18 protein-coding genes are annotated in these 22,972 nt (G+C 52.5%); 11 read left to right on the forward strand and 7 right to left on the reverse strand.

The window, feature by feature from the left end:
- The first annotated feature begins 9 nt into the window (after positions 1-9).
- Positions 10-351: a hypothetical protein gene (locus tag L2Y54_RS14220; RefSeq protein WP_236496967.1), complete on the forward strand. Its 342-nt coding sequence runs from the start codon at positions 10-12 to the stop codon at positions 349-351.
- 99 nt (positions 352-450) lie between these two features.
- The gene (locus tag L2Y54_RS14225) at positions 451-3,276 is read left to right on the forward strand and encodes a valine--tRNA ligase (RefSeq protein ID WP_236496968.1); all 2,826 of its coding nucleotides are present in this window, start codon (positions 451-453) and stop codon (positions 3,274-3,276) included.
- Positions 3,277-3,347: 71 nt separating this feature from the next.
- Here L2Y54_RS14225 and L2Y54_RS14230 read toward each other — a convergent pair whose 3' ends face one another.
- The 3 genes from L2Y54_RS14230 to L2Y54_RS14240 form a co-directional block, all read right to left on the reverse strand.
- Positions 3,348-4,688, reverse strand: coding sequence for a hypothetical protein (locus L2Y54_RS14230; protein ID WP_236496969.1), 1,341 nt, complete (start codon positions 4,686-4,688; stop codon positions 3,348-3,350).
- Between the two features lie 167 nt (positions 4,689-4,855).
- Positions 4,856-5,191 carry a XisI protein gene (locus tag L2Y54_RS14235; RefSeq protein WP_236496970.1) on the reverse strand — a complete coding sequence of 112 codons (336 nt, stop codon included), beginning with the start codon at positions 5,189-5,191 and terminating at the stop codon, positions 4,856-4,858.
- Complete coding sequence (locus L2Y54_RS14240; protein ID WP_236496972.1) at positions 5,176-5,595, reverse strand: element excision factor XisH family protein; 420 nt, start codon at positions 5,593-5,595, stop codon at positions 5,176-5,178. The genes L2Y54_RS14235 and L2Y54_RS14240 overlap by 16 nt, the downstream gene beginning before the upstream one ends.
- 88 nt (positions 5,596-5,683) lie before the next feature.
- On the opposite strand from L2Y54_RS14240, the gene L2Y54_RS14245 reads away from it, so the two are divergent.
- The 8 genes from L2Y54_RS14245 (at position 5,684) to L2Y54_RS14280 (ending at position 12,839) form a co-directional block, all read left to right on the forward strand.
- Positions 5,684-5,977: a UPF0175 family protein gene (locus L2Y54_RS14245; protein ID WP_236496974.1), complete on the forward strand. Its 294-nt coding sequence runs from the start codon at positions 5,684-5,686 to the stop codon at positions 5,975-5,977.
- A 45-nt stretch (positions 5,978-6,022) separates the two neighbouring features.
- Positions 6,023-6,271, forward strand: coding sequence for a hypothetical protein (locus tag L2Y54_RS14250; protein ID WP_236496975.1), 249 nt, complete (start codon positions 6,023-6,025; stop codon positions 6,269-6,271).
- Between the two features lie 44 nt (positions 6,272-6,315).
- Positions 6,316-6,627, forward strand: a complete 312-nt coding sequence (locus tag L2Y54_RS14255) for a cupin domain-containing protein (RefSeq protein WP_236496976.1) — start codon at positions 6,316-6,318, stop codon at positions 6,625-6,627.
- Between the two features lies 1 nt (position 6,628).
- Positions 6,629-7,468: a class I SAM-dependent methyltransferase gene (locus tag L2Y54_RS14260; RefSeq protein ID WP_236496978.1), complete on the forward strand. Its 840-nt coding sequence runs from the start codon at positions 6,629-6,631 to the stop codon at positions 7,466-7,468.
- Positions 7,469-7,549: 81 nt separating this feature from the next.
- Positions 7,550-8,083, forward strand: coding sequence for a tetratricopeptide repeat protein (locus L2Y54_RS14265; RefSeq protein ID WP_236496980.1), 534 nt, complete (start codon positions 7,550-7,552; stop codon positions 8,081-8,083).
- Between the two features lie 69 nt (positions 8,084-8,152).
- The gene (locus tag L2Y54_RS14270; RefSeq protein WP_236496981.1) at positions 8,153-11,038 is read left to right on the forward strand and encodes a UvrD-helicase domain-containing protein; all 2,886 of its coding nucleotides are present in this window, start codon (positions 8,153-8,155) and stop codon (positions 11,036-11,038) included.
- Between the two features lies 1 nt (position 11,039).
- Positions 11,040-11,945, forward strand: a complete 906-nt coding sequence (gene nhaR, locus L2Y54_RS14275; RefSeq protein ID WP_236496983.1) for a transcriptional activator NhaR — start codon at positions 11,040-11,042, stop codon at positions 11,943-11,945.
- A 45-nt stretch (positions 11,946-11,990) separates the two neighbouring features.
- Complete coding sequence (locus tag L2Y54_RS14280; RefSeq protein WP_236496985.1) at positions 11,991-12,839, forward strand: transglutaminase family protein; 849 nt, start codon at positions 11,991-11,993, stop codon at positions 12,837-12,839.
- Here the strand turns inward: L2Y54_RS14280 and L2Y54_RS14285 are convergent.
- Positions 12,749-16,960, reverse strand: coding sequence for a hypothetical protein (locus L2Y54_RS14285; protein ID WP_236496986.1), 4,212 nt, complete (start codon positions 16,958-16,960; stop codon positions 12,749-12,751). The genes L2Y54_RS14280 and L2Y54_RS14285 overlap by 91 nt on opposite strands.
- 396 nt (positions 16,961-17,356) lie before the next feature.
- Here L2Y54_RS14285 and L2Y54_RS14290 point away from each other — a divergent pair, with 396 nt between their 5' ends.
- Positions 17,357-17,806 (forward strand): REP-associated tyrosine transposase, encoded by a 450-nt coding sequence (locus L2Y54_RS14290; protein ID WP_236496988.1) that lies wholly within the window; start codon positions 17,357-17,359, stop codon positions 17,804-17,806.
- A gap of 704 nt (positions 17,807-18,510) precedes the next feature.
- Here the strand turns inward: L2Y54_RS14290 and L2Y54_RS14295 are convergent.
- From L2Y54_RS14295 to L2Y54_RS14305, 3 genes are read right to left on the reverse strand one after another with little or no spacing between them, the layout of a single operon-like run.
- On the reverse strand, positions 18,511-19,518 hold the full coding sequence (locus tag L2Y54_RS14295; protein ID WP_236496990.1) for a reverse transcriptase domain-containing protein: 1,008 nt from the start codon (positions 19,516-19,518) through the stop codon (positions 18,511-18,513).
- Positions 19,493-19,999 carry an HRDC domain-containing protein gene (locus tag L2Y54_RS14300; RefSeq protein WP_236496992.1) on the reverse strand — a complete coding sequence of 169 codons (507 nt, stop codon included), beginning with the start codon at positions 19,997-19,999 and terminating at the stop codon, positions 19,493-19,495. Before L2Y54_RS14300 ends, L2Y54_RS14295 begins: the two co-directional genes overlap by 26 nt.
- Before the next feature lie 39 nt (positions 20,000-20,038).
- Entirely contained in the window at positions 20,039-22,972 is a 2,934-nt protein-coding gene (locus L2Y54_RS14305) for a formylglycine-generating enzyme family protein (protein WP_236496993.1), read from the reverse strand.

The raw sequence follows: 22,972 nt of genomic DNA on the forward strand, positions 1-22,972 counted from the left end.
CCCGGAATAATGATGCGCGAAGACTTCGATAAAACCATTCGTATTCCCGTCGTTACTGATCTGGTGCGTGCAGGCGATGCCGCGATTGTCGAGCAAGTGAAAAATCCTCATGCTCGCCAGCAACGCCGTCAGGTATTTGAGCAACGCCTCAAAGAACGCATCGACGAACTCAAATCCGCCACCGGACAAGACGAATATTCGGGTTTAGCCCGCGCTCACGCCATCCGCTCAGAAGGCAATCAGCAAACCACAACGCAATCTCAACCTTCCCGCCTTGATCCCACCGTGGAAAAACGCATTGACAAAGCCCGTGACGACCTCATCCGTGAGCTTTCTACTTTGTTGAAATAAGACCCTCACCCCCCAACCCCCTCTCCCGCCAAGCGGTAGAGGGGGAGCAAGAAACCCGCTATAATGCCGCTCTTTTCCGACTTCAAAAAGTAGCGGCACATGGACAAGACCTACCAACCTCAAGACATCGAACAACGCTGGTATCAGCATTGGGAACAAAGCGGCTATTTCGCACCGAAAGGCGAGGGCAAGCCGTATTGCATCATGATCCCGCCGCCGAACGTCACCGGCACGCTGCACATGGGGCACGGTTTCAACCAGATGGTGATCGACACCCTGATCCGCTACCACCGCATGAAGGGCGACAAAACCCTCTATCAACCCGGCACTGACCACGCAGGCATCGCCACGCAAATGGTGGTCGAACGCCAATTGCTGGCGCAAGGTGTGACCCGCCACGACTTAGGCCGCGACGCTTTCCTCGAAAAAGTCTGGGAGTGGAAAGGGCAATCGGGCGACACCATCAACCGCCAATTGCGCCGTTTAGGGACGACCCCTGACTGGTCACGCGAACGCTTTACGATGGACGAAGGCTTGTCGGAAGCGGTGCGCGAAGTGTTCGTGCGCCTGCATGAAGAAGGCTTGATCTATCGCGGCAAACGCTTGGTGAACTGGGATACCGTGCTGCACACCGCCGTTTCCGACCTTGAAGTCGTGTCCGAAGAAGAAAACGGCAATATGTGGCACTTCCGCTACCCGCTGGCGGATGCGGCGGGCAATGCCACCGACGAATTCCTGATTGTTGCGACTACGCGCCCGGAAACCATGCTGGGTGACTCCGCCGTTGCCGTGAATCCGAAAGACGAGCGTTACCAGCATTTGATCGGCAAAAACGTGGTGCTGCCGCTGGTAGGACGTTTGATTCCGGTGGTAGGCGACGATTACGCTGACCCGGAAAAAGGCACGGGTTGCGTGAAGATTACCCCAGCGCACGATTTCAACGACTATCAGGTAGGCAAGCGTCACAACCTGCCGCTGATCAATATTTTCACCATTGATGCCTGCATCAACGATGTTTCACCGGAAAAATACCAAGGGCTGGAACGCTTTGCAGCGCGTAAGCAAATCGTCGCGGACATAGACGCACTCGGCTTGCTGGATAAAATCGAAGACCACAAGCTGATGGTTCCGCGTGGCGACCGTTCCGGCACGGTGATTGAACCGTACCTGACCGATCAGTGGTACGTGGATTTGACCCGTGAAACATTAGACGACGGACGACCCGGCGGCAAAACCGCGATTGCGCAACCCGCGATTGACGTGGTGGCGAGCGGCGAAGTGCGCTTCATTCCGGGCAACTGGGTGAACACTTACAACCACTGGATGAACAACCTCGACGACTGGTGTATTTCACGCCAATTGTGGTGGGGACATCGCATTCCGGCGTGGTATGACGAGGCGGGCAATGTGTACGTGGCGCGTTCCGAAGATGACGTGCGCAGCAAATACAACCTGCCTGCCGACCTTGCGTTGCGTCAGGATGAGGACGTGCTGGATACGTGGTTCTCCTCCGCGCTGTGGCCGTTTTCTACGCTCGGCTGGCCGAATGTTGACGATGAGGCATTAAAAGCCTTCTACCCCACGCAGATGCTGATGACCGGCTTCGACATCATCTTCTTCTGGGTGGCGCGGATGATCATGTTCGGCAAGAAATTCATGGGCGATGTGCCGTTTCGTGACGTGTACATCCACGGGCTGGTGAAGGATGCGGACGGGCAGAAAATGTCCAAATCCAAGGGCAACGTGCTTGACCCGCTCGACATTATCGACGGCATCGACCTCGAAGCACTGGTAGCCAAGCGCACCAGCGGCATGATGCAGCCGCAACTCGCCGCCAAAATCGACAAAGCCACCCGCAAGCAATTCCCCGACGGCATTACCCCGCACGGCACGGATGCGCTGCGCATGACGTTTGCCTCGTTCGCCACCGCTGGGCGCGACATCCGCTTCGACATGCAGCGACTGGAAGGCTACCGCAATTTCTGCAACAAGCTGTGGAACGCGGCGCGGTATGTGCTGATGCAGTGCGAAGAGCAGGATACCGGGCTGGACGACGCTTTGCCGGTGGAATTGTCGGCAGCGGATCGCTGGATCATTTCCTTGCTGCAACAGACCGAGGCTGAAGTCGCTGACCACATCGACAACTACCGCTTCGACCTTGCCGCCAAAGCGATGTACGAATTTGCGTGGCACGAATACTGCGACTGGTATCTGGAGCTGACCAAGCCGATTTTGGGCAAAGCCAACGACAACCAAGCCGCCAAACGTGGTACTCGCCGTACCTTGGTGCGTGTGCTGGAAGCGGCGTTGCGCCTGATGCACCCGATCATGCCGTTCATTACCGAAGAAATTTGGCAGAACATCAAAGGCTTGGCGGGTGTATCCGGCGATTCCATCATGCTGCAACCCTACCCCGTTGCCGATACCGCGCTGGTTGATCAGGCAGCACTGGCGGAAATCGAATGGGTGAAAGCCTTCATTATGGGCATCCGCCGCATCCGCTCCGAAATGGACATCAAGCCGGGGCAAGTGCTGGATGTGCTGCTGCAAAACTGGAGCGACACCGACAAGGCACTGTTCACCACCAGCGAAGCGTTTGCGCGGACGCTGGCGAAAGTCGGCAACGTAACGTGGCTGGATGCTGGTGCGGATGCGCCGGAATCGGCTACTGCGCTGGTTGGCGAGATGCAAATCCTCATCCCGCTGGCTGGACTGATCGACAAAGACGCAGAAATTGCGCGTCTGAGCAAGGAAATCGAGAAGCTGCAAAAGAACCTCGGCGGGCTGGAAGGTCGGCTGAATAATCCGGCGTTTGCGGACAAAGCTCCGGCGGCAGTGCTGGAACAAACGCGCAAGCAGGCGGATGAACAGCGAGTAGCATTGGGGCAGTTGGTGGGGCAGTTGGAGAAGATAAGGGCGTTGTGATTATGATTGGGGCATATTGAATGCCCCAATTTTACCCTAGAAAAGAAAAAAGTTGCCCAATATCAAGACGACTAGATGACAACGCTTTTGTATCGAGAATGAGCAAACTCTAAATTGATATTCCGTTCAGATAGCCATGAATATGCGATGTTACTGAGTGGTCCAACGGCAGAAATAAATAATTTAGCTACAGGATTTCCCTCGGAGATAGCATCAAGTACAAGTTGTGTTGCACTTCGTATGCTCACTTTATCAGTATCACTAAATTTATGTAATGCAACAGTAGCCAAAGGTGCATTAGTTTTTACCGCAGAAGTTAGTGCTTTTGCATATGCTTGTAAGCACCGCTCTACTTCTCCAGCATATTTATCGGGTTCTTCATGCCAAGCCTTTATTGAGGCAAAGTAGCCTCTTCCGAGATCATTTCTGATTTTCAAAAGTTCGCCCCATGGAACTACACGCAGTTGTGAAACACTTGGAATTGAAACGGTAATAGCTAACTTTTCATTTTTCGCCTCCGTAGATGTTAAGCTCCTTTCCATAGGAATATCTCTTGCTACGCATGTCGCTGTTACAAGTGCAGGCTGCGCCCAAGGAGCATAAATTCTACCCGGCATATAAGAACCAACCCCAAATGAATCAGCCATATTTATATGATATGTCGCATTCGCAAGTGCAACAAGATTGTGAGCAGCAATACGCGCATTTGGGTTAAATACACAAGCAGGATGCTCAAAAATATCTCTTGCTGAATCATGAACAATCCTCTTACCTGAATCAGAAATCTTATTCAATGCGCTTAGAAGAATATTATAAAAAGTACCTCGTCTTAGTTCTCCATGTTCATTTTCAATGGCGGCAATAACTTCGTTTTTCATTCCATATTTATTGATGAAATCTGCCGTAATAACAACCTCCTCAACAATTGGCTGACTACTTGCCCTCATTGTAAAACTTTTCAATCCATTTAAAAGACGAACCGCAAAAACTTGTGAGATTTCATTAGCACCATTAATTAATTTTCTAGTTTTGTTTTTTTCAAAAGCGTTATCCAACCTATGTGCTATAATCCTCGGAACTTCTTGGACACCTTGAATTCCTTGTTCTTCAATTAATGCCAAGCTTTCTGAGAAACTCGTACAATTATAACGAAAAGCAGGAATAACAAGACCTTCCTCCACCGCAAGTTCTAAATGCATTAAGCCTGCATCTGATTGTTTAGATGCTATTGCTGATGAAATAAAAGTAAATATATCAGGAAGAACCGCACCCTCATGAAAGAAAATCGCTTCAAACAAGGAATCTTCAAATGAAGTGACGGGATCAGTACCATGAGTGAATCCTTCTATCTGTCGATCTGCTGTGGTCAGAAGCATATAAGATTTAGCTTCAACAGAGGAAATATTTTTCATACGGATCACCACCCAATTAATCAAAAATTCACAAAATAACGAGCATTAGAATAACGCCCGACAATAAAAATACGCAAAACGCAAAAAACACTGAAGCCTGCTGATTTCTAACACATTCCACATATTGTAAACCCCGGAATTAGCTCCATTGCTTATTCACCTGCTGCTCAAACCATAGCAAATCCCGTATATTGCCTCACCGAAGGATGCCGAAACCCCAACACAATATTCAACTTGGGAATTCCGGCATCTGTCAACTCATTAGCTATGCCCTCTTCCGTACCATCATACTGAACCCAAATTTTACCATCAATCAACTGGATATGAATAACCGCACCTTGCAGATAATCATCCCCACGCCAACCCGCTTGCAATAAAACGTAATTGCCGTGTTCATCATCAAAACTCACACTGGATTTGATGACATCATCTGCGGAATCGTACTTGAGGTATTCCAGCAGGATTTTCTTGATAATTTCAGGGTAATTCAATTCGGTAGCCATTGCGTAATGACCTCGCTTTCAGGATCAAACACCAAAACTTTAACAATATTGCCATCCAGTAATATCTGACCGATTTCAACAGAGAAAATGGTATTCGCTACTTTTGTGGTGACAGCCAGAAACAATTCCCGATCAGGCTCGGTTTGCAGCATGATTTGTTTATACAGGACATATTGACCAATAGCCTGTTCCAAATCGTTAACATCGGATACACCCGTAAAGCTCTTGATCTCAACCACAATCCGGCGCATACCTTTTTCTGCACTGAGGAGCATTTCCGCGCCAAGATCAGCAAACAGGCGTTTTTTGCCAATGGTCAGTTTGTATGGGTCATGCGTGATCGTCCAGCCATCCTTGACCAAAGCATGTTTGACCGTTTCGTGGTAAATATCCAAGCGGGGCATGACTATCCTTTGCTGCAACCGTGATTACGCTGAACATAGCACGACTGACAAACCGTCGCCATCCCGATTGAAACGCTCTGGGGCGAACATGCTACGCTTACCTAATTGCTTCATGCTGGAACACACCATGCAAATCACGTTAGATATTCCCGATCAACACCTTATCGACCAATCCCCCGAAGAATTCGGCAAACGCATCAAATTGTACGCCGCGCTGATGATGTTTCAAGAGGGGAGTTTGTCGGCGGGTGCTGCATCCGAATTTGCAGGTATAGACCGCTTTACCTTCATCGCCGAATGCCAGGAACACAACATCCCGCTGGTTGATTTCGCACCGGAAGAGCTGGATGCGGAACTGGAAGATTTACGGCGAATACAGTAATGTGAGGAGAATCGCTACTGCACCCACTCCACAGGAGCAACAGCCATGTACACCTTATACAAACTCAATCCGGCTGACTTGAACGAAAATTTCCTGCAAGCCTTGCAACTGCTTTTCAGCGGAAAAACCATTGAAGTCTCTGTACGAGAGGTGGATGCCGCCAATGAATCTACCGATATATGGCAAGCGATCCAGCGTTTCCGCCAGAGCATGAATCAGGCAGACTACCCTGATAATACAGACATTTTTGCCAACATCCGTGATCATTCGGCAGGGCGAGAGGTAGTGTTGTGAGGTAAGCGTTTATGCAAACAACCCAACACCAAACGGAATTTCCCATGAAAAATAATATGTTCGCGAATATCCCCGCGACTATTCCCACAGAAATCTTTGAGTCGCTCATTCAAACTGATACCATCAAAATCGAACGGATTATTTCCAAAGGTCAACAATCAGCCGAAGGCTATTGGTATGACCAAGAGCAAGCGGAATTCGTGTTGGTGCTTCAAGGCCAAGCGCGTATTCAATTTGAAACACATACTGTTGACCTAAACGCAGGTGATTACCTCAACATCGCCGCTCACCAAAAGCACCGCGTCGCGTGGACAACCCCTACCGAAGAAACTCTCTGGTTAGCCGTATTTTATTGATATGCCCAACTACTACTTTCATACCGACAATGCCAAACAAGCGTTGGATGCTATCGCCAACGGGCTTTCCAGCGTCCGGCTTTCCACCGACCTGAATCTTTCGGAACAAGATTTTGCCCTAAGTGACCAGTGCCTAGTGCTCGACGCAGACAATCGACTCTCCATCGACACCCTCAAAAGCATCGTCAAAAAGACCCAGCGAATCTACCTCTGTCGCGATGGCGCAATGACTCCTTTGGAGGATCGTAGCACAGGCTACTACAAGCTCGCTCCCACCGCTGGCGCACCGTTGCTAGAAATTAGCGGTGTCAAAATGCACATCTCCAAAGGAACAGACCCTTTTACGAGTGCTTCCGAGATGGCTCAACAAGCCGTGCGCAAGGGTGACAAAGTACTCGACTGCTGTAGCGGATTAGGCTATGCCGCCATCGCCGCTCACCGCCTAGGCGCAAGCGAAGTCCTCAGCATCGAACTAAGCCCAGAAGTCATGGGGCTACGTGCGCTAAACCCCTGGTCAAACGACTTGAAGCAAGCGGGAATCGTGCAACGTCAAGGCAGCAGCTATGAGCTAATAAGCACCCTGCCTGCGGCTTCGTTCGATTCGGTCATTCACGACCCCCCGCGTTTTTCCCTCGCCGGAGAGCTATACAGCGAAGAATTCTACCGCGAAATCTTCCGAGTGCTACGCCGGGATGGACGGCTGTTTCATTACACTGGCAACCCACACGTAGTCAAAAAAGGCAGCAGCTTTGTCGATGGCGTTATCCACCGCCTCAAAGCAGCAGGCTTCAAAAACGTCCAAAAAGTCGAACACCTGATGGGAGTCAGTGCACAAAAATAACCGCAAAATGATCTTCACTTCGACATCATGCTACGATTACCCCCTAACCACAGACCTTGCTATTTTACAGGAAAACATAATATGGACCGACAAAGTGACGAAATGCGGATGCAGGCACGTCAGCAACACTTAGCAGGCGACACTATCGCGGCGGTCAACCTGCTAACCCAGGCCATTCAGCAAGACCCTTCCAATACCCGCGTGGCGATGGACATGGTGCAAATCATGCTCGACATCGGGCAACTGGAACCTGCCAAATCGCTGTTCAACCGCCTGCCGGACAGTGCCAAGCAAACGGATACCGGACGCTCACTGATCGGGCAACTGACATTCCAAGATTTTGCCAGCAAAACCGACGGGAAAGACACGCTGCTACAACGTATTACCGTCAATCCAGCGGATTATGACGCCCATTTTGACCTCGCCATCTGTCTGGTTGCCGAACACCAGTACCATGAAGCGATGGAACACCTGTTCAACATTTTCAATACCGCACCAGACTATAAGGGTGGTGCTGTCAAAGAAATGATCATCAACCTGATCAACATGCTGATGCCCAATGAACCAGAAATGGCAAAAGCATTTCGCCGCCGCTTGGGCGGGGCACTTTCATAAGGGCAACGCCCGTGTGCCTAAAACCACGCAGCAATTGCCTTAACGCCCAAACCCAACTACTCTCCCACCATGCAGATATTACTTTATAACGAACTCAACCCTGACAAAATCAATGGCTTCAGCAAATGGCGCTCATTGATAGAAGCTGACGACCTCAAATCCGCTGATGTCAAAAAAATCGGTGACAACTTATACCGTGCGCGGCTCAACCGCAGCGACCGCTTACTGCTGGCTTTTTACCAGCACCAACAGCAACGGTATGCGCTGGTGCTGGAATATCTCAAAAGCCACGACTACGCTGGTTCGCGCTTCCTCAGCCACGGTGCGGTCATCGACGAAGACAAAATCCCTGCACTCGAACACATCCCGGAAGACACGCCCAACCTTGCCTACGTCAACACCCAGCACGGGCGTTTCAATTTGCTGGATAAAATCATCTCGTTTGACGACACCCAGCAAGCCGTGTTCGAGCTGCCGCCACCACTGGTAATCATCGGTTCAGCAGGCAGCGGCAAAACGGCTTTGACACTGGAAAAGCTCAAAGCCTGCCCCGGCGATGTCCTCTACGTCACGCTATCGCCGTATCTGGTGAAAAATTCCCGTGACCTGTATTACGCCCACGGCTACGAAAACCCCCAGCAGCACGTCGATTTCCTCTCCTTCCAGGAGTTTCTCGAAAGCATCCAAGTCCCCAACGGTAAACCGCTTCACTTCCGCGAATTTGCGCAATGGTTCAGCCGTTTACCGCGCACGTCCATTAAAGATGCGCATAAACTGTTTGAGGAATTCAAAGGGGTCATAACCGGCCCCTCCGTTGACAGCGCTTACCTTAGCCGTGACGAATACCTCAATCTCGGCATTAAGCAATCCATTTTTTTGGAAGAGGAACGTCCGGTTGTTTACGATATTTTCAGCCGTTATCTGAGTTTTTTGCGGGAAAACCAGCGTTATGACAGCAATATCCTCAGCCACCAATACCTAGCGCGGGTCGAGCAACGCTACGATTTCGTGGTGGTTGACGAAGTGCAGGATTTAACCAATATCCAGCTTTTCCTGATTCTCAAAACCTTGCGTGACCCCACGGGATTTTTGCTGTGCGGCGATTCCAACCAAATCGTGCATCCCAATTTTTTCTCGTGGAGCAAACTCAAAAGCCTGTTTTACACCCACGGCGAATTGCAGGCAGATGTTGATTTAATCCGCATCCTTAGCACCAATTACCGCAATTCCCCGCAAGTTACCGCGCTGGCAAACCGGATTTTGCTGCTTAAAAATGCCCGCTTCGGTTCGATTGACCGTGAAAGCAATTATCTGGTGCACAGTAACGGGCATGTGCAAGGCGATGTGGTATTCCTGCAAGACCGCGATAATATCCGCCGCGAACTCGATGCCAAAACCCGCAGTTCCACCCGTTTCGCCGTGGTGGTCATGCACCCCGAACAAAAAGCCGAAGCACAACAACATTTCAACACGCCGCTGGTATTCTCGATCCAAGAAGCCAAGGGGCTTGAATACGACAATATCATCCTCTACAACTTCCTAAGTGCCGAAAACAAGCGCTTCCGCGAGATCAGCGCGGGTGTCACACACGCCGATCTGCAACAAGACTTAACTTACGCAAGGGCTAAAAATAAAACCGATAAGTCACTAGAAACCTACAAGTTTTACATTAATGCACTCTACGTTGCCCTGACCCGTGCGGTGCGTAATTTGTACTGGATCGAAGCCGATTCCAAACAAAACCTCTTGGATTTACTCGGCTTGCACAATGCGCAAGAGACGCTCAATCTCGCTAACCAAAATTCCAGCCGCGAAGAGTGGCAGCGCGAAGCCCACAAACTCGAATTGCAAGGCAAGCAAGAACAAGCTGACCGTATCCGCCAAGAAATTCTCCAGCAACAAACCCCAGAATGGGCAGTTTACAGCGGCGAAACCTTGCAGCAACTGCACACCCAAGCTATCCAGCAGGGCGACAAAAAAGCCAGGTTGGCACTATTTGAAGTAGCGCTGGTTTATGAAGACCGGCAATGCCTGCGTGATTTACTCAAGGTTGACTTCAAACCAGCACGGCATCCTGCCAATGGTATCAAGCAGTTACAGCAGAAATATTACCTGCCTTATCAGCTTAAAAATCCAGTGGCTTTGCGGAATCAACTCAATAAATTCGGCGTGGATTTTCGCAACCCCTTCAACCAAACCCCGCTCATGGTGGCGGCGTGGTTGGGCAACGCCAGCCTAATTAATGAGCTGGCAGGACTCGGCGCCAACCCCGAATACGTGGACAATAACCACTTCACCGCGTTTCAGATTGCCTTGCAACAAGCCAGCAAAGACGAGAAATACTCCAAACACCACCTTGCCAGCATTTACCGGCAACTGACCCCTGGCAGTTTAAGCATTCAAATTGACGGGAAATTACTAAAACTCGACCAGCACAGCATGGAGTTTTTCCTGCTCAATATGATGATTGCGCTGTTCTACCGCGCCCTGCCGACCAAAATCGGTAGTCGCGGTGGCTTTGGTACGCAAGACATTATTGATGCGGTGGCACATTTCCCGCTCCCTGTGTTAAGCCCACAACGCAAACAACGCGCCTACATTTCCAGCATCTTCTCGAAAAATGAGATGTACCGCGACGACCGTTACAATCGCAAATTATTTTATCGGGTACGCCAAGGGCATTACTTATTCAACCCTAGCCTCATGCTGAAAGTGGAAGGCGAGTGGGTCAATATTTACGATCTGCTGGATCTCGACAAACTGGCTTATCATCCCGCCGATACCCCCGACTGGTGGAGTGAGCACGATCAAGCCCGCTGGGATAATTGGCTAGAGGCAGGGCGCAACCACATCAAATACCAACTCCAGCAAGTACGCACTGCCATGCTAAATGATGCATTGGCCATGTTAAAATCCCTGTGCGAACAAGAGTTACGTAAGATTCAGGATAGTTAACGTGATCAATTTCAAACACTTATATTACTTTCGTGAAGTCGCCACACTCGGCAGCATTGTACGTGCCTGCGAAAGCCTGAACCTGACCCCGCAAACCATCAGCGGGCAATTGCAATTGCTGGAAGATTCCCTCGGCGTCAAACTCTTCCGCAAACAAGGCCGTAATCTGGAACTCACCGATGCAGGGCATACCGCCCGGCGTTATGCCGATGAAATATTCCAACTGGGCATTGCCTTGGAACAAGCTTTGCAGACGCATCCTTCCGGGCAGGCACGCTTGTTTAGGGTGGGTATCGTCGATGTTGTACCCAAAACCATTGCCTATAAATTGCTGGAACCGGCAATGCAACTCAGCCCGCAAATTCACATTGTATGCAATGAAGGCCCCCTCGACGACCTGCTGGGAGAACTCGCCATGCACCGCATGGAACTGGTGATTGCGGATAAGCCCCTCCCCAATACCATGTCAATCAAAGGCTTTTCGCACCGTTTAGGTTTCAGCGGCATTAGCTTTTTTGCACATACCACGCTGAAAACACGGTTGCAGGGCGAATTCCCGCAATGCTTACACAATGCACCCTTGCTGATTCCGAGCGAAGGCACCTCAGTGCGTAATGAACTGATGAATTGGTTTCATCAGCAAAAAGTACAGCCAACTATTATTGGGGAGTTTGATGACAGTGCGCTGATGCGGGCATTTGGCTTTGGTGGGGCAGGGATTTTTGTCGCCCCATCAGTACAGGAAGATACCTTTACCCAAGAACCGGATATTCATTGCATTGGGCGGGCAGACGGGGTAATGGAACAATTTTTTGCCATTTCGGTGGAACGGCGGATTAGCCATCCTGCGGTCTTGGCGATTACCAAGAGTGCACAGGACTGGCTACAACCGAAAGCCAAAGTGTAAAACATTCACGCCTTCCATCAGGCATTCCAAATTGGAGCATCACTTATGCAACGCTATAAAATCCTACACCGCACTTACTACAACTTCCCCGGCATTGTGCGCCTAGAACCGCACACCTTGCGCCTGCGCCCCCGCGAAGGCTACGAATTACGCATCGAATCCTCCAGCTTAAACATCACGCCTGCCGCCACCTTGCGCTGGCATCGTGACGTGGAAGACAATTCAGTCGCCATCGCCACGTTCAAAACCCCGACCACGCAACTGGTGATCGAAAGCACCATCATCATCCAGCAATATAACGAAGCCCCGCTGGATTTTCTGGTCGCCGATTACGCCACCTATTACCCGTTCACCTACCTGCCGGATGATCAAGCGGTATTGTCGCCTTACCGACAAGCAGGCGATCCACCTAGTGCTTTGCTGGAACACTGGGTCGCAAGCCTCTGGCAACCGGGCGAAAAAATCCAGACCTACAGCTTGCTGCAACGCCTTGCCGAACGCATCCAGCAAACCTTGAAGTATCAATTACGTGAAGAGCCGGGCGTGCAATCCGTGACCGACACGCTCACACGTGGCACAGGGTCGTGCCGTGATTCGGCGTATCTGTTCATGGAAACGGCACGGCGTTTAGGTTTCGCCGCCCGTTTTGTGAGCGGCTACCTGCACGCACAACTTGCCCCGACCGATTTCGGCGCAACCCATGCTTGGGCAGAAGTATTCCTCCCCGGTGCAGGCTGGAAAGGCTTTGACCCGACCATCGGCACGATCGTCGGGACCGACCACATTGCCGTCGCCGTCGCCCGTCAACCCGAATCCGTACCACCCGTGGCAGGCGCATTCATCGGGCCTGCGGGTGCAACGCTGACGGTAGGCGTTTGGGTGACGGAAATATGAGGCTGCCACAAACCACCATGATTAATGGCAGTCCAGCCCCACCGCAACCACCCCAGCAAGGCAACAGCTAACCACAACGCCCAAGCCAACATTAGCAAGCGGTAATACAAAATCGGCACACTGATCACGCCTGCCTGTGGCAATACCCCTGCTACACGATCTTGATACCATTGCAATTGTTGCGCCCACGAACCGTTGCCGGTGATTTGCATATCCGGCGACCCCAGCAAGCCATTGGCAACCGCTCCCACCAAAGTTGCTAACGCCACCAAGGTCAAGCCTGCCAAACCCACTTGCATCAGATTAAATTGCCAGTACGGTCGCTCCCAGTCAGCGCGTGACACTTTGCTCCGCAACGCCAAAGCAATCAGCCAAAACGCCATTAACACCATTAAAAACGGCGTACTCTGGCTCAAGCCAATGCCGAGCAAGAACCATTGCCAGCTTTTCAACGGGGTGATTTTGGAACGCCCCAACACCAGCGCAAACACCAGCAACACCACTAACATGCCCCAGAACAGCACCGCAGGGCCTAACAAAGGCCCATGCGTCCACAATACCCAACGGTCTTGCGGCACTTGCAAGCGTGATTCGCTATTAACACTCGGCAAACCCAAATCGACCGCCGGGAAGGTGTAATGCAAAGGCAATGCGCCGTTTTCCTGCCATTCCAGCACCGCCTCTTGTTTGCGCGGCAATAACGGCAAGATCACCTTGCCCGCTTGCTGTTGAATCGCTTGTTTGGTGCCATCAATCGTCAAGCTTTGCACCACCGCGTCTTCCGACAGGCTAATGCTGTGTTGCGAACCCCGGCTACTGTGCAAATTCAGGCGCAAGCTGACATCACGGGCGCGTTTGCCAATCTCGACCTGCATCTGGCTGGCAAGCAGCGTCACGGTTTGTCCCGCCGTGCCTTGCGGACGGTTAATCGCCAACGTCAGGGTTTCGCCTGCCCAGGGTTTCCACAATAAGGTGCCTTGTGCATCGGCTTCTTCATAAGCATTGGCAGGCAAGCCGGTGGCATCGACGTGCCATACCGGGCTGGCAGCAATGCGCCATTCTTCCAACCAAGCATTGTTTTGACTGGCGGTAAGCTGCAACTCTGCGGTCTGTGGCAGCCGCGATGTCCATTCCAGCGTGTTTTGCTGCGGTTTGAGATTGATTTGCAGCGCCTGATCTTTGAGGGTGAATTGCTCACTCAACGGTTGTTCGCCCGCCAGCAACGGAATCGCCAAGCTGATCGGCGCGGCACTGTCAGACACGCGGCTGACGGTGGTAGTGACATACCAATCCAGCCCCAAATCCAAGCGCCGCGAAATTTTGACGAACGCGGGCAAGGTTGGCATGTCTTGCACGGTGTTATCGCTGCTGGCGGTGGTGCGGTTAAGTTGAAGCTGGGCTTCGGGTACACCATTGTCGCGGATACCGTCCACCTGCCAACCTTCGCCCTGCCAAGTCACGCGATGCGGTTTCAGCGGTAAAGGCAAGGCGATACTGCTGCGGGTGGGAATAGCGCCTTGCAAGACCACCTCGTGCTGACCTTGCGCCAAGACCACCCACAATTGTTGCTCAGCATCACGGCGCAAGGCTTGCGTGGGTTGCGCGTCCACCAAGACGGTTTGTGGCAACCACGTGCTTTGGCTGCCAGGCAATGGTACGGCAACAGTGGTAGCCGTGTGTACCCGCAGCCGGATTTGCAAGCCATCATTCCCCACATTCAGGTACATTTGCTCGATTTGCGCACAGTTCGGCAAACACTCCGGCGCACGCAGCAAACGTTCTTGCAAGGTTTCCAGCAGGCTGGGATCGGGTGTATTGCTGGCGGGTGCAACGGGCATGGCGGCAACAGCAGGCGATTCTGCCAAGGCAGTTTGCGGCAGCGCTACTAGCCACGGCACGGTCATCGCCAGTAACAACGCCACGGGCAAACCGCGTTTGGCAGATTGTGCCGCTTGCCACAACGCCGTCAATTTGCCGGAAACCAGAGCCAAACGTGCCGCCAAAATCAGCATAATCATCACCCCCAACACTTTGAGCAGCGAATGTGCCAGCGGCGAAATCAGCCACAAGCCCATGCGTTCGTCGGGTTGAATCACCCCTGACCATTCCAGACGCACTTGATTCCATTGCCATGTGGGCAAACCGGGGCCGGTTTGAATCATGCTGTTCGGGTCGATTTCACGCAGATTTGCCTGCTGTTTGGCGGGTCGTGCCTCAGGATACGCGCTGATGTTTGCCAAGCTACTCATTTTCTCACGCGCATAATTCTCCGATTTCATCATGGGAGCAGGTGCTGGCGCGTCAGGCATGGCTGCTTGATCTGCCATCATTACCGCATCTGCATCCATCGCCTCCTCAGCGGCGGGTGCTGCGGCTGAGGAATAGACCACGCCATTCATGCCACCACTGGTGCTGTATTCCAACTGCGGGTACAGCGCCAAACGCACCGTATCAATGGTGTATGGCAAAATCACCAGCACTAATCCCAGCAAGCTCAGCCAGCGGTAACGCCCCAACCAACGTTGAATCGCTCCTTCCGGCACGGAACGCAGCAAGGCCGTGACCGCCAACAGATTCAACCACAGCAAGCGCGGCGCATCCGGTTGATGCCAAGTCAGCAACAAAGCAAGCCCTGCCACCGCACCCCATTGCCAGCCAAATAAATAGCCAGTTGCCACCGTGGTCAGCAATACCAGAAACAAATCCAGCAAGCTCCACTGCTGCAACCAAGTCAGCGGCAAATTGTCCGTGCCACTCGCCGCAAACAGCAACCAGCCCGGCGGCAAGTGCAAGGTGGTGGTCACTTGCTGCAATTCCTGTTGCCAACCGCTGACAGGCGGGCTGGAACGTGCGGCGACGTAACGGCTGTCGGCTTCGAGTGCCAGATTACGCTGGCGCACTTCCACGCCAGCAGCTTGATCGGCGGCTTGTTGGGTAATTAATTGCGGTGTGCCGTCAATGCTGACCCTGCCGAGGTGAATATCAGGCAACACTTCCAGCCGTGACTGCTGCGCCAGTGTTCCCGTCAACTGGTCTTGCAAGGTGTAACCGTTACCGTCGAAATCCAGCCACAGTTGGCGGGTTAAATTGAGTTGCGCGGGGCTGTCTGCCATGCCGCGATGTTGTTCTGCCAAGGTCATTTTGCCGCCACTGGTGAGCAGATAGGCAGGCAAACTTGCCCAGGTATCCGGCAAGCGGGTTTGGCTAGGGTCAACGCTATTCACACCTTCGACCTGCACTTGGCGCATCGTCGGGTCGGCTTCAAATACCCAGACTTCTTCGCTAGGCCAGGGGGTGGTACTCGCGGGCAAGGCTAATTCGGTAACATTGGCGAGGGCGCGTCCGGTCAGTTTGAGCGTCCATTCGCCGGGGCGCAGTTGCACTTGCAGCTTACCATCCTGCCCCATGCGCGTGGGTAAAGGGCTGTCGAGATGCAGCGGGATAAAACCGTCCAGCAACACCGGGGTGAATTCGGCATAGCGTTGCTTGCCTGCGACACGCAATTGGATGTGGGTGGCAACTTCGAGCGGGTGCGAATCCAACACTTTGCGGAATACTTGCACTTCGAGGTTGTCTTCGCTGGCTTCTTGGTTGGTTTGGCTGAGCCATAAACTGCCAGCGGCGTTGAATTCGGGAGTGGCGATGTTTGCACTATTGACGCTGAGTTGCACCAAGCCGCTGGTCGGGGCAACGAAGAGCGCTTCGGGGAGTTTATCCCAGACGAATTGCCCGCTGAGATCGTGGCTGCCTGCGGGGAGGGTGACAACGGGATAGCCGTCTTTTTCCAGTACTGCCAAGGGGGTGTTGGTGCTGTTTTGCACTTGTTGCGGCCAGTGTTGCGCATCACCGGGGAGGCGGATTTGGGTTTCGCCGTAGACTTCCCAGTGTTGGGTGAACATGCCGCCGGTGGTGGTGAGTTGCAAATCTAAGCGCCCCGGCCAAGCGCATTGGCGTTCTTCGGCATTGAAAAGGTAGGGGCATTGCAGGTCTTTTTGTCCATCCAACACCCAGCCTATCCACGGTTTGAGCGGGTCGGGGACGTTTTCGGGGGCAAGCGGGTTGGCGTGTGCGTTGGTGAGCAGTAACAGCCACAAGGGCAGGAAGCGCAGAAAATGTAACATGGCAGTGCCTTTGGATTTTTATTGTTGTTAACTATACCCATATCATTTTAATTTCACCACCTCCACACGCACGCCATCGCCGCTCCCAATAACACCCTGTAGGTCGGACTTTAGTCCGACAATCACAAGCGTGCCTTATTAATCATGCCGCATTTTTGAAAGATGTCGGGCTGAAGCCCGACCTACAACAACATCAACCCTGTAGGTCGGACTTTAGTCCGACAATCACAATCATGCCTTGTTAATCATGCCGCATTTTTGAAAGATGTCGGGCTGAAGCCCGACCTACAACAACATCCACAATGACACCTATATGCCAATTGTCGGACTAAAGTCCGACCTACGTGGGAATCCGGGTAGGATTTTACAATTAGTTCTACTAGCAGAAAAATTAGCTTGGGTTACAATGAATTACGTAAAGGGCGCTATAGCTCGCCATCACAAGAATACTTCGTCACAACGGTAGTGCATGAACGTTACCCTGTATTTGAAGATTTTACAGCAGCGCGGATGCTGGTGAGCCATTTGCCAAAACTTGAACGGGAAATCAACGTAAAATGGCTGGCATGGGTAGTAATGCCCGACCACTTTCATGCTTTGTTACGGCTGGAAGGTAATATTGGCTTATCCGAAACCCTGCGTCGTCTAAAAGGCGGCACTGCCCGACAGTTGGATCAGCATCTCAATCATGCAGGTCGTTTCTGGCAACCCGGATTTTATGATCGTGCTTTGCGTACAGAAGATGACTGTCTTCAAATTGCCCGTTACATCGTTGCAAATCCATTGCGTGCAGGGTTGGTAAAACATATTGGCGACTATCCGCATTGGGACTCCATTTGGCTGTAGCGACCACACGTAGGTCGGACTTTAGTCCGACAATCACAAGCGTGTATTGTTAGTCATACATCATTTTTGGAAGATGTCGGGCTGAAGCCCGACCTACAACAACATCAATCCCGTAGGTCGGACTTTAGTCCGACAATCACAAGCGTGTATTGTTAGTCATACATCATTTTTGGAAGATGTCGGGCTGAAGCCCGACCTACAACAACATCAATCCCGTAGGTCGGACTTTAGTCCGACAATCACAATCATGCCGTGTTAATCATGCCGCATTTTTGAAAGATGTCGGGCTGAAGCCCGACCTACAACAACATCCACCCCGTAGGTCGGATTTTAGTCCGACAATCACATCATGCCTTGTTAATCATGCAGCATTTTTGAAAGATGTCGGGCTGAAGCCCGACCTACAACGGTGTCTTACGCTCCCCGCACTGCCACGGTCTGTCGCGGCGTCCCGCCACGCCTGCCCGCGTCAGAGCCGTGCGCTTACTTTTTCCCTTGGGGCGCACCGCGCCCTGCGGCTCCGCCGCCCTGCTGGGCTGGCTGTAGCTCAAGACCTAGGGCAAGCCGGAAGCCTACGTCGTCGTAACGGAAAGCGGGAACGTCCCTGCGACGGATAGCAGAACGCACGCCCCCGCCGTAGCTGTTCCACGAACCGCCGCGAACGACGCGCTCGACGCCTGCTTTCGATCTGTCACCCAGCCTGATTATAGCGATAGGGGTGGGTGGCGGCGCAAGTTTTCCCGTCGCCATGCGAGGCTATCCGTTCCGGCGGCGATGGCTTGCACAGCGGCATGGGCAAGCTGTAGCTGGTTGGCGTCGATCATGCCGTTCAGATAAAGCTGTTCCCAGTATTGCCGCCGTTGCTGGTAACGGCGTTTGCGCCGACGGCTGAGGCGGATAGTGCCTTGCAGAATGCGGAAACCGCAGTAACTCACGCCGTGTTTGCTGGGCTGGATTTGCACCGTGGGTTTGACCTGCAAACCGCGCTCTTGCTGTAGCCAGCGGGTGACTGTTTGCAGGGTTGCCGTTACCGCCTGCCTGCTATCGCACCACCAAAGGATGTCATCCATGTAACGGATGTGCGCCCGCACCGCTGGCAGGCTTGCCAACAGCCTATCCAGCCCGTCCAGATAGTAGTTGGCGAAATATTGCGAGGTCAGCGAACCGATCGGCAAGCCGCATTGTGGGGTGGATGCGTGACTGGCGATGATGCGCTGCAATTGCGCGGTGCATTCCGCCCCCTTGAAACGGCGCAGCAGGACTTGCAACAGGCGGGCGTGGTCGATGGCGGCGAAATAGCCGCTGATGTAGATCTTGGCGTAATACGCATACTGGCGCAGGTGTTGCTGCACGTGTTGCGCGGCTTTGTGAACACCCATGTTCGGGCGGCAGGCGTAGCTGGTGGGCATCATGGCGCGTTCCAACACGCCCCCAGCAAGGTTCATCAGGGCGTGGTGAAAGATGCGGTCTTCAAAACAGGCGGCGTGAATCAGGCGCTTTTTGGGGTCGTGGATTTGGAAGGCGCGGAATTTGCCGTAAGGCAGGCGGGCAGCGCGGATGTCGTCGCCGAGGCGGTTGAGGTTGGTGTCGAAGTGTTGCAGGAAGGCTTGTACGTCGCGGCGGTGGCGTTTGCCTTTGGCGGCTTTGTGGAAGGCGGCAACGAGGTTTTTGCGTTCGGCGATGGCTTCAAGGGTGATCAGGGTGCGTTTCATCGGCGGGGTTCGGCACAACAAGCGTTTGCAGGCATTCAATGAAGGCATCACCGTATTTGTCGGCGCGGGTTTGCCCGATACCATCCGCTTCCATCAAGGCGGTTTTGCTGCTGATGCGGCGTTGGACGATGGCGGCGAGTTGTTCGTTAGTGAAAACGTTGTAGGCGGCGATGCCGTCACGCTCGGCGATGGTTTTGCGCAATTCACGCAGGCGCGAAAACACAATGAAATCGTCGTCGTTCAGCACTTCCTTGTAGTCGATCTTACCGGTTTTGGGGTTGGTGGTGCGTTTGAAGCTGTTGCCTGCGAGGGAACCTTCGTTGTCTGACCAAGTGACGCAGACAGCCCAGAAGCTGTTGGCTGCATCAGCGACAAACTGTTTATCGACATTGGAAACACGGTGCTGGTCACAGAAGGCGTTGAGGTCGGCTTCGGTGTCATCCGGGTTAGCTACCGGAATCCTGAAAAATTTTTGTTTCATGATTTGCCTCCTTGCAAAATTGTTGGGCTGAAGCCCAACCTACTTCCCGAAAAGATTCTTCAATCCTTTGACAAATTTTCCTGCTTTGTCCACCGCTCCCGGCGCTGACCCAGCCTGTCGCGGCGTCCCGCTCGCGCCTGTCTGTGTCCCCGCCGTCCGCTCCTCTTGTTTTGCGGTTCCACCGCCCTGCTGGGCTGGCTGTAGCTCAAGACCTAGGACAAGCCGGAAACCAAGGGAGCTGAAACGCTCAGCGGGATCGTACCTGTAACGGAAGGCAGAACGCACGAGCCTGCCGTTGATGTACCACGAACCGCCGCGAACGACGCGCTTGACGCCCGCTTGGTCGCCTCCGGCGACACCCTCCGGATCTTTAACCGGCGAAGCCGGTAATTTTTCTTGCCACACATCCTGACACCATTCCCACACGTTGCCGTGCATTTCATACAACCCCCACGGGTTGGCTGGAAGGGATTTGACGGGAACAGTCTTTTCTCTATATAGACCTTTTTCACCATTGGCGTAGGGGTAATTTCCGTCGTAATTAACTTGTTCTGGGGTGATGTTATTGCCGAACGAAAACGGCGTGGTGGTTCCGGCACGGCAAGCGTATTCCCACTGGGCTTCAGTCGGAAGTTTGGCCTGAAGACCGGGAAGCAGGCCATTCAGTTTTTTAATAAATTCCTGACTGTCATTCCAGCTTACCTGTTCTACCGGGTTATTGTGACTGTCGGTGAAGCTGCTGGGATTTTTACCCATGACAGCTTGCCATAGCGATTGGGTGACAGTGGTATCTGCCAGCCAGAAGCCTTGGGTTAGGGTGACTGGGTGTTGGGTTTCACTGCCATTTATCCACGGTTCACGGTCTGTTTCGGATTCGGGCGAACCCATGAGGAATGTGCCGGGTTCGATCCAGCGGAAGCGTTGGGTGATGCCTTTTATGTCAAGGTCAGCGTAAAGACCTAAACCATCCTGATAGCTATTAATATCACTCAGTACCTCTTGCCCAAAAGGTTTAGGCCATTCCCAATAACTGATAACTGCATCGGTTGCCTCCCTCCATAGGACGGTATATACCTTACCCGCAAAAACAACTTCAGCCTGCAAGCCTTTTTTGTCACGCCAGATCTGGCTTGCCCAACTAGGTTTGGTAATAGCCTGCAATTCTACCCGATGGGTAGCTGATTCGATTCCAACCAATCCCTGTTCGGCTTGATAAACAGCTCCTTCCACTGCGATAGAATGCTGACCACCATCAATGGGAGCAAACAATACCGTCGGTGGCAAACCACGCAACGCACTGAATTCCGCAACAGGTGTTATTGCCAACCCATCTGCCCGTTGTGCTTGTTGTAGCTTAAATTGCCCCTGATCACCGACTTGCACTACCTGCCACTGAACCCATTCCTCCCGCGCCTTTGCATCCAGCACCCACTGCAATCGTGCCGGATCAAAGTCTTTTTCCAATTGCTCAGGCCACTTACCCGCCCGAATGTCTTCTGCGTAAGCCACCCCAAACAAGTGATACGCCAGCTCATTATGCTCACTACTCCAAATGCTTTCTGGTTTAGAAGCCAGAATAGTGCGGCATTGCATTACCAAGATTTTATGCCGTGCCGAACCTTGTCCCTCTTGGGTAACAGTGGCACACAAGCGTTGCAGATAGTCCCGTAACGCGGCATCATCACGCTGTTCCAACACACACTGATTCAGTTTTTCCAGTTGCCGCAACCCCTCAAAAGCAGAGGCGTGATGCGCTTGCACAAGCTGCCACAATGTTTCGGCTTGCTGCGAACCGGCGAAATGCGCTTGATAGTCTTGGCGGTAATGTTCTGCTACCCGCTCATCCAAACGGATACCTAATCCAATGCGGCGGATGTCAGGGTGATTCCAGATTTCGCCTTCCCGTTCACTACCGCCCCAATGCAATGCCAGCCGCAAACGCCGCAATAACCCCGTATCCACCACCGGCAAACACGACAATAAAGCCAGAATCTCACTCATGGGAACAGATAAAACTGCCGTCAACGCAAAGCCATTTTGCCCCGGATGACGTGGCAACCGATAAGCATCATTTAAAGGGTGTGGCTTGAATGTGCGGCATAGCCACCGCTGACGCGGGGAGCGCATCACGGGGCTGAGAGTCAGTAGTGGTGCAGGATGCGAACGCAATACCTTGAGCAAACGCGACCACTGAGCACTTGCACTAACATTATCGGCTGTTACCCCCAAATCCCCCAAGACCAAAATCGGTACATCCGCTGGTGGGAGTTGCCACTGTTGCCACTCGTCATCCGCCTGCCCCGGCCACGGGATACAATCAGGTATTTCCCCAGACCAAGCCGTATCCTCAAAACGGATAGCTTCAACAGCATCCTCACCCAACAACGCCTTGAATTGTTGGATGACACGCGCAAAATCGCCCCAATACGGTTCTAAATGCAGCCCTGCATCCACAATAATATGCAAACGTTGCGCCCAATGTTGGCGCGACATCTGCGGTAAACGCTGCAACGCTTTACCCAATGCCACTTGGCGTGCCAGTTGTTGCTGATCCAAACGTTTGCTGGTGCGAGATACCCCAAGGCTATTCAACAAAAACGGAATAAGGCGTGAGAGCGGCAATAAGGGTGGTGGCGGTGCAAAATGGTATGAATCCGTGCTGTTTGCATTAGGCAATAAACGCATGGCGGGGTCATGCAGATAGTCCGACGCTTGTTTGTCCGGCTCTGTTGAACGGATGATTTTATTGACCCGTAAAAAACGGGCAGGTGGGCGTTGTGGAATGGCTACGTCTGGTGTCGTTTCAAACGGTATCAGCGTTGAAGTGGTGTGGTGTGAAGCGGTATCGGCATCATCAACGATAAGCGGTTCTGGCGCAGACTGTTTGACATAACCAAACACAGTCGCCATTTTTTGCAGCTTGGCATCCTCTTCTCCCGCCACTTGTAACAGTGCCAACCGCCCCCATGTCAT

Source organism: Thiothrix winogradskyi (assembly GCF_021650935.1).
Taxonomy (GTDB): Bacteria; Pseudomonadota; Gammaproteobacteria; order Thiotrichales; family Thiotrichaceae; genus Thiothrix; species Thiothrix winogradskyi.

What these genes read in the sequence shown, in the direction of transcription:
- L2Y54_RS14240 (WP_236496972.1), bottom strand. Translation starts at nt 5,595, where the DNA reads ATGCCCCGCTTGGATATTTACCACGAAACGGTCAAACATGCTTTGGTC.
- L2Y54_RS14295 (WP_236496990.1), bottom strand. Translation starts at nt 19,518, where the DNA reads ATGAAACGCACCCTGATCACCCTTGAAGCCATCGCCGAACGCAAAAAC.
- L2Y54_RS14245 (WP_236496974.1), top strand. Translation starts at nt 5,684, where the DNA reads ATGCTACGCTTACCTAATTGCTTCATGCTGGAACACACCATGCAAATC.
- L2Y54_RS14250 (WP_236496975.1), top strand. Translation starts at nt 6,023, where the DNA reads ATGTACACCTTATACAAACTCAATCCGGCTGACTTGAACGAAAATTTC.
- L2Y54_RS14280 (WP_236496985.1), top strand. Translation starts at nt 11,991, where the DNA reads ATGCAACGCTATAAAATCCTACACCGCACTTACTACAACTTCCCCGGC.
- L2Y54_RS14305 (WP_236496993.1), bottom strand. Translation starts at nt 22,972, where the DNA reads ATGACATGGGGGCGGTTGGCACTGTTACAAGTGGCGGGAGAAGAGGAT.
- L2Y54_RS14300 (WP_236496992.1), bottom strand. Translation starts at nt 19,999, where the DNA reads ATGAAACAAAAATTTTTCAGGATTCCGGTAGCTAACCCGGATGACACC.
- L2Y54_RS14225 (WP_236496968.1), top strand. Translation starts at nt 451, where the DNA reads ATGGACAAGACCTACCAACCTCAAGACATCGAACAACGCTGGTATCAG.
- L2Y54_RS14265 (WP_236496980.1), top strand. Translation starts at nt 7,550, where the DNA reads ATGGACCGACAAAGTGACGAAATGCGGATGCAGGCACGTCAGCAACAC.
- L2Y54_RS14285 (WP_236496986.1), bottom strand. Translation starts at nt 16,960, where the DNA reads ATGTTACATTTTCTGCGCTTCCTGCCCTTGTGGCTGTTACTGCTCACC.
- L2Y54_RS14255 (WP_236496976.1), top strand. Translation starts at nt 6,316, where the DNA reads ATGAAAAATAATATGTTCGCGAATATCCCCGCGACTATTCCCACAGAA.
- L2Y54_RS14270 (WP_236496981.1), top strand. Translation starts at nt 8,153, where the DNA reads ATGCAGATATTACTTTATAACGAACTCAACCCTGACAAAATCAATGGC.
- L2Y54_RS14230 (WP_236496969.1), bottom strand. Translation starts at nt 4,688, where the DNA reads ATGAAAAATATTTCCTCTGTTGAAGCTAAATCTTATATGCTTCTGACC.
- L2Y54_RS14235 (WP_236496970.1), bottom strand. Translation starts at nt 5,191, where the DNA reads ATGGCTACCGAATTGAATTACCCTGAAATTATCAAGAAAATCCTGCTG.
- L2Y54_RS14220 (WP_236496967.1), top strand. Translation starts at nt 10, where the DNA reads ATGATGCGCGAAGACTTCGATAAAACCATTCGTATTCCCGTCGTTACT.
- L2Y54_RS14260 (WP_236496978.1), top strand. Translation starts at nt 6,629, where the DNA reads ATGCCCAACTACTACTTTCATACCGACAATGCCAAACAAGCGTTGGAT.